At 67.0% G+C, this 13,562-nt stretch carries 11 protein-coding genes; 9 read left to right on the top strand and 2 right to left on the bottom strand.

Annotated features, from left to right (window positions below):
• Nucleotides 1-160: 160 nt before the first annotated feature.
• Entirely contained in the window at nucleotides 161-1,459 is a 1,299-nt protein-coding gene (locus CHC02_RS12870) for a phospholipase C/P1 nuclease family protein (protein ID WP_089391844.1), read from the top strand.
• A gap of 74 nt (nucleotides 1,460-1,533) precedes the next feature.
• Here CHC02_RS12870 and CHC02_RS12865 read toward each other — a convergent pair whose 3' ends face one another.
• The gene (locus tag CHC02_RS12865) at nucleotides 1,534-1,797 is read right to left on the bottom strand and encodes a DUF2790 domain-containing protein (protein ID WP_089391902.1); all 264 of its coding nucleotides are present in this window, start codon (nucleotides 1,795-1,797) and stop codon (nucleotides 1,534-1,536) included.
• A gap of 614 nt (nucleotides 1,798-2,411) precedes the next feature.
• Nucleotides 2,412-4,580, bottom strand: coding sequence for an FUSC family protein (locus tag CHC02_RS12860; protein ID WP_089391843.1), 2,169 nt, complete (start codon nucleotides 4,578-4,580; stop codon nucleotides 2,412-2,414).
• A gap of 323 nt (nucleotides 4,581-4,903) precedes the next feature.
• Between CHC02_RS12860 and CHC02_RS12855 the strand changes: the two genes are divergently transcribed.
• From CHC02_RS12855 to CHC02_RS12820, 8 genes are all read left to right on the top strand, one after another.
• Nucleotides 4,904-5,851 carry a LysR family transcriptional regulator gene (locus CHC02_RS12855; protein WP_089391842.1) on the top strand — a complete coding sequence of 316 codons (948 nt, stop codon included), beginning with the start codon at nucleotides 4,904-4,906 and terminating at the stop codon, nucleotides 5,849-5,851.
• A 226-nt stretch (nucleotides 5,852-6,077) separates the two neighbouring features.
• Nucleotides 6,078-7,073, top strand: a complete 996-nt coding sequence (locus tag CHC02_RS12850) for a TRAP transporter substrate-binding protein (protein ID WP_089391841.1) — start codon at nucleotides 6,078-6,080, stop codon at nucleotides 7,071-7,073.
• Between the two features lie 82 nt (nucleotides 7,074-7,155).
• On the top strand, nucleotides 7,156-7,788 hold the full coding sequence (locus tag CHC02_RS12845) for a TRAP transporter small permease (RefSeq protein ID WP_089391840.1): 633 nt from the start codon (nucleotides 7,156-7,158) through the stop codon (nucleotides 7,786-7,788).
• Nucleotides 7,785-9,065, top strand: a complete 1,281-nt coding sequence (gene dctM, locus CHC02_RS12840) for a C4-dicarboxylate TRAP transporter large permease protein DctM (RefSeq protein WP_089391839.1) — start codon at nucleotides 7,785-7,787, stop codon at nucleotides 9,063-9,065. The genes CHC02_RS12845 and dctM overlap by 4 nt, the downstream gene beginning before the upstream one ends.
• A 149-nt stretch (nucleotides 9,066-9,214) precedes the next feature.
• On the top strand, nucleotides 9,215-11,170 hold the full coding sequence (gene acs, locus CHC02_RS12835; protein WP_089391838.1) for an acetate--CoA ligase: 1,956 nt from the start codon (nucleotides 9,215-9,217) through the stop codon (nucleotides 11,168-11,170).
• 158 nt (nucleotides 11,171-11,328) lie between these two features.
• Nucleotides 11,329-11,673 carry a toxin gene (locus tag CHC02_RS12830; protein ID WP_089391837.1) on the top strand — a complete coding sequence of 115 codons (345 nt, stop codon included), beginning with the start codon at nucleotides 11,329-11,331 and terminating at the stop codon, nucleotides 11,671-11,673.
• Nucleotides 11,670-11,987 (top strand): helix-turn-helix domain-containing protein, encoded by a 318-nt coding sequence (locus CHC02_RS12825; RefSeq protein WP_089391836.1) that lies wholly within the window; start codon nucleotides 11,670-11,672, stop codon nucleotides 11,985-11,987. The genes CHC02_RS12830 and CHC02_RS12825 overlap by 4 nt, the downstream gene beginning before the upstream one ends.
• A gap of 700 nt (nucleotides 11,988-12,687) precedes the next feature.
• Nucleotides 12,688-13,467 (top strand): ABC transporter substrate-binding protein, encoded by a 780-nt coding sequence (locus CHC02_RS12820; RefSeq protein WP_009620740.1) that lies wholly within the window; start codon nucleotides 12,688-12,690, stop codon nucleotides 13,465-13,467.
• Nucleotides 13,468-13,562: the final 95 nt, after the last annotated feature.

Here is a 13,562-nt window from a genome sequence, read left to right as displayed (position 1 = left end):
GGCAGGTCATGCCCGGCAAGTGTAGTGGCTGGCTCCCGGGGCGCCATTGATGATGGTCAGCCTGGCCTTATCGGTGAATCGCGCTGGCCCCGTGCGACAGTGCTTCGCGGCGTGCGGGTTGCTAGGCTGCGCGGCATCGACCGACAAGAGTGGAGGCCCCATGAACCACCTGCTGCGCTGTGCCCTGCTGCTGGCCCTGCTGATCCTGCCGCGTTGCCTGTGGGCCTGGTCCAACCATGCCCTGGGCAGCTACCAGGCCCTGGCGCAACTACCGGCCGTGGCCCATGCGCCGGCGGTGCCCATGGAGCCGCTGGAGGCCTTCCTCGCCGCCGAGCGCGAGGGCCTGGTGGCCCTGCTCGACGAGCAGGAACGCTTCGCCCGCGAGCACTTCCGCCAGTACCCGGCGCGCCCCGACGCGCTGCGCTTCAGCGGCACGGAGCAGGACCTGCGCCAGGCCTTCCTCGGCGCCTTGCGCCTGAACCCCGAGGTCAAGCTGGCCAGCGCCATCCAGCCCGCGCCGGGCCACGACCAGCCGGCACGGGCGCACCTGAAGGCTTCGGACGTCCTGGTGTTCCACGACCTTTCCGGCTGGGCGCGCTGGCGCTTCATCGCCCTGCAGCCGGGCGAGCCGGTCCCGGCCCTGGCGGTGCTGGCCAGCGCCAGCGACGAGCCGGACTTCGGCCATGACATCCACCTGTTCAGCGACAGCCCCGGCGCGGCCGGCCAGCGCTACGGCTTCGGCCCGCAGCCGTTCGGCGACCCGGGCTACGAGTTCAGCTCCCAGGCGCCGTTCCACATGGGCTTCTACCACGAGTCGGCGATCATCTTCGCCGGCGCGCCCTACCTGCAGCGCAGCTGGCCGCAGTGGCGCGCCTACCAGTTCCATGGCCTGGCGCGCTACGCCTTCGAACATGGCCACCCGTACTGGGGCTATCGCTTCCTCGGCTGGTCGATGCACTACGTCCAGGACCTGACGCAGCCCTACCACAGCACCCCGCTGCCCGGCGAAACCACCGCCAGCATGCTGTGGACGGCGCTCAAGGCACTGGCCGGCCTGGATGCCGACAAGAAGGCCGCCATCAGCCGCGTGGCCAGCCGCCACCTGGGCGTGGAGCGCTACCAGCTGGACTGGCTGCTGGAGTCGCTGCGCAAGCCGCAGGGTTCGGCGCTGCTGGCCGCCTATGCCGATGCCTCCGGCGACGGCGGCTACCCGGCGTATTCGGCCGATTACCCGCGGGAGGTGGTGGCGGCCGAATCCCACGCCCATGCGGCGGCCTTCGATGCGGCGATCGGTCACTGGTTGGCAACGATCCCGGCGGATGCCGGCGTCGGTTTCAGCGCCGGCAACGAGGTGGCGCCGCTGCGGCACGACGCGCAGCTGGACGAGCAGTTGCTGGCGTTGATCCGGGCGTTCGGGGCGCACAGCCGCAACCTGGCGAGGTCGGTGCTGCAGCCCTAGGGAAGGGCGAGGGGAGGGAGGGAACAACGCGCCGCGAAGGGGGCGTGGACCCTTCGCGGTGGCGTCGGATGGGCCTAGCCGCCAGTGCAGCCGTTGCCCCAGACCTGGTACTCGATGGTGTGGCGCTCGCCCTTCGAGTCTTCGTAGGTCATCTGCGCGGGCACGACCCCGCACTGGTTGGAGACGTCGGTGGTGGAAACCACGTGGGCGACGTCCAGGTTCATTCCGTAGCTGTATTGCTCCACTGCCGGACTCTGAGGTTGGGCAGCATCGTCCGCCTGCGCAGCGAGGGCGAGCGTGGAGAAGCTGGCCAGGGCCAGAACGACTAGGGCTTTCATGAGTTTTCCTGCCTTTTTCCCGAGCGGGAGCCGCATCCGGGCGCACGTGGCCAGGACGAAGTTCGGCGGCTTCATCGGGAAGATGTCTTTGGGGATGTGGCGATCGGGTTCTTGGGTGTTGCGGCGCGCTTCAACAGCAAGCAAATGGTAGGTCCGCGGCGGGCATATTCATATGCCCGGAAGCCAGAAATACCTCGTACTAAAAGGCAACAATCCAGCAATGGCGGGGGGTTGCGGGGCGCATGCGGTCATGATGACGCTGCGCGGTCATGTCGCGGCCATCGCGCCATGGGTATCAGGATGCACCAATTGTAGGAGCGGATCTCATCCGCGAATCGCGCCGGTGGTTCCAGCTATCGCGGACAAGGTCCTACGACCGTGCCACCGGATGATTCCGCGTGGCGGAGGCAATCGACCGTAGGGCGAATAGCCGTTCGCGGTTATCCGCCGTTGGCCGTGGCATCGGTGTGTCCGGCGTGGCGGGTGAATCCAATCGCGGACAAAGTCCGCTCCAGGGAAATGCCACGCCTTCCGGCAACCTGTAGGAGCGGGCCCTGCCCGCGATATCGCGCGCAGGGCGCGCTCCTGCAGGTGGGGCACGGCGCGCGGCTTCCTCAACCCCGCGACGTCTCGCGCAGCGGCGAGCTGGGGTCGAGCAGCGAGGTGCGGATGAAGTGCAGGTAGCTGCACATGCGCCGCAATGGCGAGGTGCCGAAGTGCGGCGGGCGCGGTTCCTGGGTGGTGCGGGTGCTGTGGATGGCGTGTTCCACCGCCGCCAGGGCGCGCAGGCGGTTGTGCTCGCTGGGCTGGATGAACAGGCGGATCAGCGCCCGGCCCATGGCGCGGATGGCGCGGCGCCAGGGCATGTGCCCGGCGTACCAGGGCTCGTCGGGCAGCAGCGCCTGCTCGCGGCGCAGCTCGATGATCGCCAGGCCCACCTCCTGCACCTGGAACATCCAGCGCAGCAGCCGGCGCTGCACGTCGGGGCGGCCGCTGGCCAGGCCGTAGGCCTGGTTGAGCAGGTCGCGGGTGCCGCTCTCGAAGCCGGCCGACAGGCCCTTCAGCGGGTCGCTGATGGTGTGCACCACGCGCATGCGCAGCTCGGCTTCCAGGCGCTCCCACAGCCAGGGGCGGTTCGGCGGCAGTATCACCATGGCCGCCACCACCGCCATGCCCATGGACAGCAGCATGGCCAGGTACTCGTTGATGAAGGTGTAGGCGTCGTAGCGCGCCAGGTTGGCCGGCAGCGAGGCGATGCAGAACCACACCAGCAGGCCCACGCCGTAGCCGCTCCACTGCGGTCGGGTGATGAGGAAGGCGCCGAGGGCGAACACCGGCGCCAGCACCATGCACAGCAGCGGGAAGCCATCCAGGTGCGGCAGCACGCGGAAGGTGAGGACGAAGCCCAGGGTGGCGCCCAGCAGGGTGCCGAGGGTCAGCTGCAGCGACAGGCGCTTGGGGTTGGGCGAGGCCGAGGACAGCGCGGCGATCAGCACCGAGGTGAGGGTGAAGGTGGCGCCGCTGACCCACGAGGTCTCGATCCAGAACACCCCGCCGACGATCACCAGCAGCGCGCAGCGCAGCCCGGCGACCGCCGCGGCCACGGCGTTGGCCTTGGGCGTGAAGCGCTCCTTCCACTGCTCGCGGGCGTGCCTGTGGGCGGCCAGGGAGGCGTGGGTCTGGGCGTAGTCGTGGAGGTCGCCGGCGAAGCGGAACAGCAGCTCGGCGGCGGTCTCGAAATCCAGCTGGTCGGCCTCCCGCGGGCAGGCGTGGGCGAGCCTGGCGCGGGCCTCGCGGATCTGCGGCATCAGCTGCTGGCGGCAGTGCTCCAGCTGCGCGGCGAGGAAGGCCGCGTCGGCGTCGCGCAGCGGCCGGCCATGCCAGCCGGCGAGCAGGCCGCCGACCTCGACCAGGCACGGCATCAGCACTTCCAGCACGGCGCCGGCCTGGCGTTCGCGCAGGCGGTCGAGCAGGCGCTGCAGGGCGTGGAAGCGCGTGGCCAGCTGCATGAACTCGCTGTTCAGGCGCGCCAGGCGGCCGCTGCGCAGGCGCATGTGCGGGTCTTCGAAGGCGGTGACGTTGCGCAGGTTCTCCAGGCCCACGGCCTCGGCGGCGATGCGCGCGGCGGCCTGCTCGAAGCGGGCGTGGTCGAGGGTGCCCTCGAGGCCCGCGGCGGCCAGCCCGGCGAAGTCGCCGAAGCGTGTGTCCAGGGCGTTTCGCAGCGCCGCGCTGCTGGTCTGCGGCAGCACCAGGGCGCTGACCAGGCCGGTGCAGAAGATGCCCAGGGTGATCTCCAGCACCCGCCACAGCGCCGCCATGAAGGCGCCCTCGGGGTGCAGGGTGGCGGGAATGCCGATCATCACCGCGGTGTAGCCGGCCAGCAGGCAGGCATAGGCGCGGAAGTCGCGGTAGCGCGCGGCGCCGGCGGTGCACAGGCCGACCCAGATCGACACGCAGAGCAAAAACAGCACCCGCTCCTGGGCGAACAGGGCGATGAAGGTGACCATCACCGTGAGCCCGGCCAGGGTGCCGAGGATGCGGTAGAAGCTCTTGGCCAGGACCTTCCCGCTCTGCGGCTGCAGCACGATGAAGGCGCTGACCAGCACGGTGTTGGGCTGCGGCAGTTCCAGGCGGTAGGCCAGCCACAGGGCGAGGAAGGCGGTGAGCAGGGTCTTGCCGATGAACACCCAGGTGACGCCGTCGCTATGGGCCCAGGCGGACGCCGCCTGGCGCAGCGCGTCGGTGCCGGGCAGGCGCGCGCCGATGCGGGTGAGGCTGTTCATCGGGGCAGGGGGGAGTCGGTGGCGGTGCGGCCGCGGGGCTGCGGACGGGGTGACGGAGCGGGGGCGGAACGAGCCTGGCGCGTATGGCGGAACACAGCTGTGAATCCTGGGAACTGCGGAGGGGCCGCGGTGGGGAGGCGATTCTAGAAAACCGCCGGGGGCAGGATAAGCTGACAGTTGGGCGAATTATTGTTGCCTGAAAAAACAATAATTCGCCGGTGGCAGTTATGCGACAATTCGCCGCCTGTCGCGAATCTGTAACAAGACTTTGCTATGGCCGGCATCGCCCGGCACGGCTCGCGGACAGGCTCTCAGGAGAAATGATGGACCTGCTGCACAACATGCGTGCCTTCGTCTGTGTCGCCGAGACCGGCAGCTTCACCGCCGCCGCCCAGCGCATGGACCTCACCACGGCCTACGTCTCGCGCACCGTGGCCAAGCTCGAAGCCCACCTGCGCACCCGCCTGCTGCACCGCACCACCCGCCGCATCGCCCTCACCGAGGCCGGCCAGCGCTACCTGCTGCGCTGCCAGCAGATCCTCGGCTACATCGAGGAAGCCGAGGCCGAGGCCAGCGACGCCCATTCGCGCCCGGCCGGCAAGCTCAAGGTGCATGCCATGACCGGCATCGGCCAGCACTACCTGATCAAGGCGATCTCCCAGTACTGCGAGATGTACTCGGAAGTCAGCTTCGACCTGACCCTGGCCAACCGCACCACCGACATCCTCGACGAGGGCTACGACATCTCGGTGGTGATCGCCCCCGAGCTGCCCGACTCCGGCTTCGTCTCCAAGCGCCTGGGGCAGACCCACAGCGTGCTCTGCGCGGCGCCCGCCTACGTGGCCCGCCACGGTTCGCCGAAGGTGCCCGCGGGGCTGGCCGGGCACCGCTGCCTGCGCCTGGTGAACAGCGTGATGTCGCTGGACAAGTGGCTGTTCCACGGCCCGGACGGCGAGGAGCTGGCGCACATCGACCACACCCACTTCCAGGTCAACACCGCCGACGCCCTGACCGAGGCGGTGGTGGCCGGCATGGGCATTGGCGCGCTGCCGGTGTACTCGGCGGTGGAGGGCCTGCGCAACGGCAGCCTGGTGCGGGTGATGCCCGGCTACAGCCTGTTCCACCTGAACATCTACGCGCTCTACCCGTCGCGGCAGTTCCTCGACGCGAAGATCCGCACCTGGGTCGAATTCCTCCGCGACTGCATCCCCGGCATGCTAGCCGAGGACGAGCAACTGATGCTCGCGCACAGCGCGCGTCTGCCGAACTGAGGCGCCAGCTCGCCTGAGCCGCGCCGCCCGGCAGGGCGGGCGGCGTGCCTTCATCCAATGCCTTCTCCACCGCTGGTTGTAGGATTTTTTCGTAGCCGCATTCTGATTTGCCGAATGCTGCCTTGGGAAAAGGTGAATTCACCGAACGCCGCCGCTGCGTCAGTCTGGGCTGCCCCGGCCGCCGGCGGCCGGTCTCACCGCTACAAGAACAAACCGAGGTGAAGCGATGTTTGGTTCGAAGCTGCGGGCGCTGCTGGGCGCCCTGATGATGCTTGGCGCCGGGATGGCGCACGCTGCCGATGCCCCCGTGGTCATCAAGTTCGCCCACGTGGTCGCGGACAACACGCCCAAGGGCCAGGGCGCGCTGCTGTTCAAGCGCCTGGTCGAGGAACGGCTGCCCGGCCGGGTGCGGGTGGAGGTCTACCCCAACTCCTCGCTGTTCGGCGATGGCAAGGAGATGGAGGCGCTGCTGCTGGGCGACGTGCAGATGCTGGCGCCATCGCTGGCCAAGTTCGAGCAGTACGCCAAGCCGGTGCAGATCTTCGACCTGCCGTTCCTGTTCGACGACATGGCCGCCGTCGACCGCTTCCAGGCCGGCCCGGCCGGGCGCAAGCTGCTGACCTCGATGGAGGGCAAGGGCATCACCGGCCTGGCCTACTGGCACAACGGCCTGAAGGTCATGTCGGCCAACAAGCCGCTGCGCGAACCCCGCGACGCCCGAGGCCTGAAGTTCCGCGTGCAGGCCTCCGCGGTGCTGGAGGAGCAGTTCAAGGCGGTGCGCGCCAACCCCCGCAAGATGAGCTTCGCCGAGGTCTACCAGGGCCTGCAGACCGGCGTGGTCAACGGCACCGAGAACACCTGGTCGAACTACGAGAGCCAGAAGGTCAACGAGGTGCAGAAATACATGACCGAGTCCGATCACGGCCTGATCGACTACATGGTCATCACCAACACCAGGTTCTGGAACGGTTTGCCGGACGACATCCGCACGCAGCTGCAGGCGATCCTCGACGAGGTCAGCGTGTCGGTGAACCGGCACGCCGAGCAGCTCAACCAGGACGCCAAGAAGGCGATCATCGCCTCGGGCACCTCCCAGATCATCGAGCTGACCCCGGAGCAGCGCGCCGCCTGGCGCGAGGCGATGCAGCCGGTGTGGAAGAAGTTCGAGGGCGACATCGGCGCCGACCTCATCAAGGCCGCCCAGGACGCCAACCAGGGTTGAGCCACGCGCGGGCCGGGCAGCGTTCGCCGCCCGCGCCCGCAGCACCCGCACGAGCCCACCACCACAGCCTACGGAGACTTCCATGACGGCCCTTCGGCGCGCCTGGGATCACTTCGAGGAGGGCTTCATCGCCTTCCTGCTGGCGGCCATGACCCTGGTCACCTTCGTCTACGTGATCCTCAACAACCTCTACACCCCGTTCTACGGCCTGGCCGACCGCTGGGAGGCCGGCAGCGAGGCGCTGTTCGCCATCGGCGACTTCATCATCGGCCTGGCCCAGTCCATGACCTGGAGCGTCGCCCTGACCAAGGCGCTGTTCGCCTGGCTGATCTTCTTCGGCCTGGCCTATGGCGTGCGCACCGCCGGCCACATCGGCGTCGACGCCCTGGTCCGGCTCGCGCCGCGCCCGCTGCAACGCCTCATCGGCCTGGTCGCCTGCCTGTGCTGCCTGGGGTATGCCGGGCTGATCGCCGTCGGCAGCTTCGACTGGGTGCGCACCCTGTTCATCGCCGGCATCGGCGCCGAGGACCTGGGCCACTATGGCATCCGCCAATGGCACATAGCGTTGATCGTGCCGCTGGGCTACGCCCTGGTGTTCATCCGCTTCCTCGAGATCCTCGTGCGCATCCTGCGCGGCCAGCAGACCGGCCTGGGGCTCGCCGACGAAGCCGCCGACGCACTGAAGGTCAAGGAAGACGAGGGCCGCAGCCAATGACCGTTCTGTTCCTGTTCCTCCTGCTCTTCGTGCTGATGTTCATCGGCGTGCCGATCGCCGCTTCGCTCGGCCTGGCCGGCTCGATCACCATCATGCTGTTCAGCCCCGACTCGGTGCGCTCGCTGGCGATCAAGCTGTTCGAGACCAGCGAGCACTACACCTTGCTGGCGATCCCGTTCTTCCTGCTCTCCGGCGCCTTCATGACCACCGGCGGCGTGGCCCGGCGGCTGATCGACTTCGCCAATGCCTGCGTCGGCCACATCCGTGGCGGCCTGGCCATCGGCGCGGTGCTGGCGTGCATGCTGTTCGCCGCGCTGTCCGGCTCGAGCCCCGCCACCGTGGCCGCGGTCGGCTCCATCGCCATCGCCGGCATGGTCCGTTCCGGCTACCCGCAGGCGTTCGGTGCCGGCATCATCTGCAACGCCGGCACCCTGGGCATCCTCATCCCGCCCTCGATCGTCATGGTGGTGTACGCCGCCGCCACGGAGCAGTCGGTGGGCAAACTGTTCATGGCCGGCGTGATCCCCGGGATACTGCTGGGCGTGGTGCTGATGGTGGCGATCTACCTGGTGGCGCGCCACCGGAAGCTGCCGGCGCTGCCGCGGGCGAGCCTGGGCGACTGGCTGCGCTCGGCCCGCGAAGCAGCCTGGGGCCTGTTGCTGATCGTGATCATCCTCGGCGGCATCTACACCGGAATGTTCACCCCGACCGAGGCGGCAGCCGTGGCGGCGGTCTATGCCGGCTTCGTGGCGATCTTCGTGTACAGGGACCTGCGCATCCGCGAAGTGCCGCGCGTGCTGCTGGAGTCGGGCAAGCTGTCGATCATGCTGATGTTCATCATCGCCAACGCCATGCTCTTCGCCCACGTGCTGACCACCGAGCAGATTCCCCAGCAGATCACCGCCTGGGTCATGGACCAGGGCTTCAGCCCCTGGCAGTTCCTGCTGGTGGTGAACCTGGTGCTTCTGGTGGCCGGGGCCTTCATGGAGCCCTCGGCGATCATCCTGATCCTGGCGCCGATCCTGTTCCCGATCGCCATGCAGCTGGGCATCGACCCGATCCACCTGGGCATCATCATGGTGGTGAACATGGAGATCGGCCTGATCACTCCGCCGGTCGGCCTCAACCTGTTCGTCACCTCGGCGGTGACCGGCATGCCGCTGACCGGGGTGATCCGCGCGGCGCTGCCGTGGTTGACGATCCTGCTGCTGTTCCTGATCCTGATCACCTACGTGCCCTGGATTTCCCTCGTGCTGCCGCACGCGCTGGGCATGTGACGCATTGCCGCAGGCCCCGTCAGCCGGGCTGATGGGGCCTATCACTACGACTAAGGATTGGTAAGACCATGGTCGTATGGTTCCTGCGCACCCCGGCCGTTACAACTTGGTCCCAACAAGAACAACACTCCGAACCGAGGTAACGCGTCATGACTGCGGCATCCGTGTATCCCGTGCGCCCCGAAGTGGCCGCCAATACCCTGACCGACGAAGCCACCTACAAGAAGCTGTACCAGCAGTCGGTGGTCAACCCCGACGGCTTCTGGCGCGAGCAGGCCCAGCGGGTGGAATGGATCAAGCCCTTCAGCAAGGTCAAGCAGACCTCCTTCGACGACCACCACGTCGACATCAAGTGGTTCGCCGACGGCACCCTCAACGTGTCCTACAACTGCCTCGACCGTCACCTCGCCGAGCGCGGCGACCAGGTGGCGATCATCTGGGAAGGCGACGACCCGTCCGAGCACCAGGAAATCACCTACCGCGAGCTGCACGAGCAGGTCTGCAAGTTCGCCAACGCCCTGCGCGGCCAGGACGTGCACCGCGGCGACGTGGTGACCATCTACATGCCGATGATCCCGGAAGCCGTGGTGGCCATGCTCGCCTGCACCCGCATCGGCGCCATCCACTCCGTGGTGTTCGGCGGCTTCTCCCCCGAAGCCCTGGCCGGCCGCATCATCGACTGCCGCTCGAAGATCGTGATCACCGCCGACGAAGGCGTGCGCGGCGGCAAGAAGACCCCGCTCAAGGCCAACGTCGACGACGCCCTGACCAACCCGGAAACCAGCAGCGTGCAGAAGATCATCGTCTGCAAGCGCACCGGTTCGGACATCAAGTGGCACTCGCACCGCGACGTCTGGTACGAAGACCTGATGAAGGTCGCCGGCACCACCTGCGCTCCCAAGGAAATGGGCGCCGAGGACCCGCTGTTCATCCTCTACACCTCCGGTTCCACCGGCAAGCCCAAGGGCGTGCTGCACACCACCGGCGGCTACCTGGTGTACGCCTCGCTGACCCATGAGCGCGTGTTCGACTACCGCCCCGGCGAAGTCTTCTGGTGCACCGCCGACATCGGCTGGGTCACCGGCCACAGCTACGTGGTCTACGGCCCGCTGGCCAACGGCGCCACCACCGTGCTGTTCGAAGGCGTGCCGAACTACCCGGACATCACCCGCGTCGCCAGGATCGTCGACAAACACAAGGTCAACATCCTCTACACCGCGCCCACCGCCATCCGCGCCATGATGGCCGAGGGCAAGGCCGCGGTCGAAGGCGCCGACGGCTCCAGCCTGCGCCTGCTGGGTTCGGTGGGCGAGCCGATCAACCCGGAAGCCTGGCAGTGGTACTACGAGACCGTCGGCCAGTCGCGTTGCCCGATCGTCGACACCTGGTGGCAGACCGAGACCGGCGCCTGCCTGATGACCCCGCTGCCGGGCGCCCACGCCCTGAAGCCGGGCTCCGCCGCCAAGCCGTTCTTCGGCGTGGTGCCGGCCCTGGTGGACAACCTGGGCAACATCATCGAGGGCGCGGCCGAGGGCAACCTGGTGATCCTCGACTCCTGGCCGGGCCAGGCGCGCACCCTGTTCGGCGACCATGACCGCTACGTCGACACCTACTTCAAGACCTTCAAGGGCATGTACTTCACCGGTGACGGCGCCCGCCGCGACGAGGACGGCTACTACTGGATCACCGGCCGCGTCGACGACGTGCTCAACGTCTCCGGCCACCGCATGGGCACCGCCGAGATCGAGAGCGCCATGGTCGCCCACCCGAAAGTGGCCGAGGCCGCGGTGGTTGGCGTACCGCACGACATCAAGGGGCAGGGCATCTACGTCTACGTCACCCTGAACGCCGGCGAGGAAGCCAACGAGCAACTGCGCCAGGAACTCAAGGCCTGGGTACGCAAGGAAATCGGCCCGATCGCCACCCCGGACGTCATCCAGTGGGCCCCGGGCCTGCCGAAGACCCGCTCGGGCAAGATCATGCGCCGCATCCTGCGCAAGATCGCCACCGCCGAGTACGACGCCCTGGGCGACATCTCGACCCTGGCCGACCCGGGCGTGGTGCAGCACCTGGTGGACACCCACCGGGCGATGAAGGCCGCTTGATCCGCCGCTGAAACGAAAGACGCCCCGGCTTGCCGGGGCGTTTTTCTTTGTGCGCTGAGCTGATTTCCTACAGGGCTTTCTTATTCGGTCGATCGACCCGCATGGTTGTAGCCATGCAGTCTGTGGCTTCAAAAATATACGTTAATAGCGCATATAATATGAAGGCCACATTCGTTGAGCTATCCCCGTTCGAGCGTAATCGCCGTCATTGCCTGGATGACGAGGCGTTTCGGTTGTTCCAGCAGCTTCTGCTGGCACGGCCTGACGCCGGCGATGTGATCGCCGGTACCGGCGGCCTGCGCAAGGTCCGTTTCGGTGATCCCAGGCGTGGCAAGGGAAGACGGGGAGGGTTGCGAGTGATCTATTACTGCTGGCTGGGTGGTGCCCAGTTCTGGTTGTTCATGTACGACAAGGATGAGCAGGATGATCTGAACGAGCGGCAGAGAAACCAGTTGGCTGTGCTGCTGCAGGTGGAATTGAGATTGAGAGGAATGGTGCGATGAGCAAGCGTGACATCTTTGCCGAGTTGCTGGAGGGCTTCGACGATCTGGCGGCGGAGCGGCAGGGCAAGATCACCCTGCGAACCCACAAGGTCGAATCGGCGCCGCTGCTGCCTGCCACCGGGGAGGAGATAGCAGCCTTGCGCGAACGCCTGAACATGTCCCAGCCGGTCTTCGCCCGCATCCTCCATGCCGCACCGGCGACCTTGAAGAACTGGGAGCAGAACCGCTCGCGCCCCAACGATCAGGCCACCTTGCTGATCCGCCTGCTGGCCAGGCACCCGGAAACCCTGGAGCTGATCACCGAGTTGGCCTGAGCCGGGGCGATGGGTATCGCTTCGCTCCACCCATCCTACGTGCAGGAGCGCGCCTTGCGCGCGAATCGCGGACAGAGTCCGCTCCTGCGGTCCCAGGGATGCACCGTTGTAGGACCTTGTCCGCGATAGCCGGCCGTCCCGGCGCGATTCGCGGATGAGATCCGCTCCTACGCCACCCCCCGTACCATTCCATGTAGGAGCGCGCCCTGCGCGCGAATCGCGGGCAGGGCCCGCTCCTACAGGTTGGCGCCCGACGCCGAATGGCATGCGGTAACACTACCCGCCCCGCTGCGACAAAATGAGGCGCCCGGAAACATTTCGCACGCTTTCTGTGCGCCTTTTCTAAATGCCATAAAACCGCCCCAAGGCTGGAGGCCGCGTATTCATTGAGGTGTCCATTCATTGGCCCGATACCTGCAATGAAAATTGGTTTTACTCTTCCCGCCTTGATCACCTAAAATCCGCCCCGTCAAGATGTCGAAGCCCGCTCTCCGGCGCTTCTATAATTAGTTGTCGCATTGAAGAAATAACCGCCCAGGGGCTGTCGCTAGAATGCCGCTCACCCTGGATGGCGTGGTTTTCCACGAGAAACCCGCCACGGCAATGCGCGCAGACGACAAGAACCTTCACTTCTGCACGGGCAGCCTGGGCCAACCCCTTTCTCCTGCCAATCGAAGTCCTACCCTCGAAGGAGTTACTGATGAAGAAGTTCGCACTTCTCGGCGCGCTGGCGCTCTCCGCTATCACCGCTATGGCCCACGCCGACGACAAGCCCGTGCGTATCGGTATCGAAGCGGCCTACCCGCCGTTCTCCTTCAAGACCCCCGATGGCCAGTTGGCCGGCTTCGACGTCGACATCGGCAATGCGCTGTGCGAAGAGATGAAGGTCAAGTGCACCTGGGTCGAGCAGGAGTTCGACGGCCTGATCCCGGCGCTGAAGGTGCGCAAGATCGACGCCATCCTCTCGTCGATGACCATCACCGACGAGCGCAAGAAGTCCGTGGACTTCACCAACAAGTACTACAACACCCCGGCCCGCTACGTGATGAAGGAGGGCTCGGCGCTGAACGACCCGCTGACCGACCTCAAGGGCAAGAAGGTCGGCGTGCTGCGCGGCAGCACCGCGGACCGCTACGCCTCCGGCGAGCTGACCCCGGCCGGCGTGGAAGTGGTGCGCTACAACTCCCAGCAGGAAGCCAACATGGACCTGGTGGCCGGCCGCGTGAACGCGGTGGTCGCCGACTCGGTCAACCTCGACGACGGCTTCCTCAAGACCGACGCCGGCAAGGGCTTCGCCTTCGTCGGCCCGCAGCTGACCGACGAGAAGTACTTCGGCGAAGGCGTGGGCATCGCCGTGCGCAAGGGCGATAGCGCCCTGGCCGGCAAGTTCAACGCCGCCATCGCCGCGCTCCGCGCCAACGGCAAGTACAAGCAGGTCCAGGACAAGTACTTCAAGTTCGACGTCTACGGCTCGAACTGACCCCTGACCGAAAAGTGGCGCAAACCCGGGCCGAGACCTGAAGTTTGTGCCACTTTTTTATTGGGCGGCGGGCGTCTTGGCGACTGTCGTCGGTT

This window comes from Pseudomonas delhiensis (assembly GCF_900187975.1).
Classification (GTDB): domain Bacteria; phylum Pseudomonadota; class Gammaproteobacteria; order Pseudomonadales; family Pseudomonadaceae; genus Pseudomonas; species Pseudomonas delhiensis.
The sequence above is the reverse complement of the archived record's forward strand: the minus strand, read 5'-3'. Positions and strand labels throughout refer to the sequence as shown.

Bases quoted from the DNA above. Each gene is read 5' to 3' on its own strand.
- CHC02_RS12865 (WP_089391902.1), bottom strand. From the start codon at position 1,797: ATGAAAGCCCTAGTCGTTCTGGCCCTGGCCAGCTTCTCCACGCTCGCC.
- dctM (WP_089391839.1), top strand. From the start codon at position 7,785: ATGACCGTTCTGTTCCTGTTCCTCCTGCTCTTCGTGCTGATGTTCATC.
- CHC02_RS12825 (WP_089391836.1), top strand. From the start codon at position 11,670: ATGAGCAAGCGTGACATCTTTGCCGAGTTGCTGGAGGGCTTCGACGAT.
- CHC02_RS12860 (WP_089391843.1), bottom strand. From the start codon at position 4,580: ATGAACAGCCTCACCCGCATCGGCGCGCGCCTGCCCGGCACCGACGCG.
- CHC02_RS12820 (WP_009620740.1), top strand. From the start codon at position 12,688: ATGAAGAAGTTCGCACTTCTCGGCGCGCTGGCGCTCTCCGCTATCACC.
- CHC02_RS12845 (WP_089391840.1), top strand. From the start codon at position 7,156: ATGACGGCCCTTCGGCGCGCCTGGGATCACTTCGAGGAGGGCTTCATC.
- CHC02_RS12870 (WP_089391844.1), top strand. From the start codon at position 161: ATGAACCACCTGCTGCGCTGTGCCCTGCTGCTGGCCCTGCTGATCCTG.
- CHC02_RS12855 (WP_089391842.1), top strand. From the start codon at position 4,904: ATGGACCTGCTGCACAACATGCGTGCCTTCGTCTGTGTCGCCGAGACC.
- acs (WP_089391838.1), top strand. From the start codon at position 9,215: ATGACTGCGGCATCCGTGTATCCCGTGCGCCCCGAAGTGGCCGCCAAT.
- CHC02_RS12850 (WP_089391841.1), top strand. From the start codon at position 6,078: ATGTTTGGTTCGAAGCTGCGGGCGCTGCTGGGCGCCCTGATGATGCTT.
- CHC02_RS12830 (WP_089391837.1), top strand. From the start codon at position 11,329: ATGAAGGCCACATTCGTTGAGCTATCCCCGTTCGAGCGTAATCGCCGT.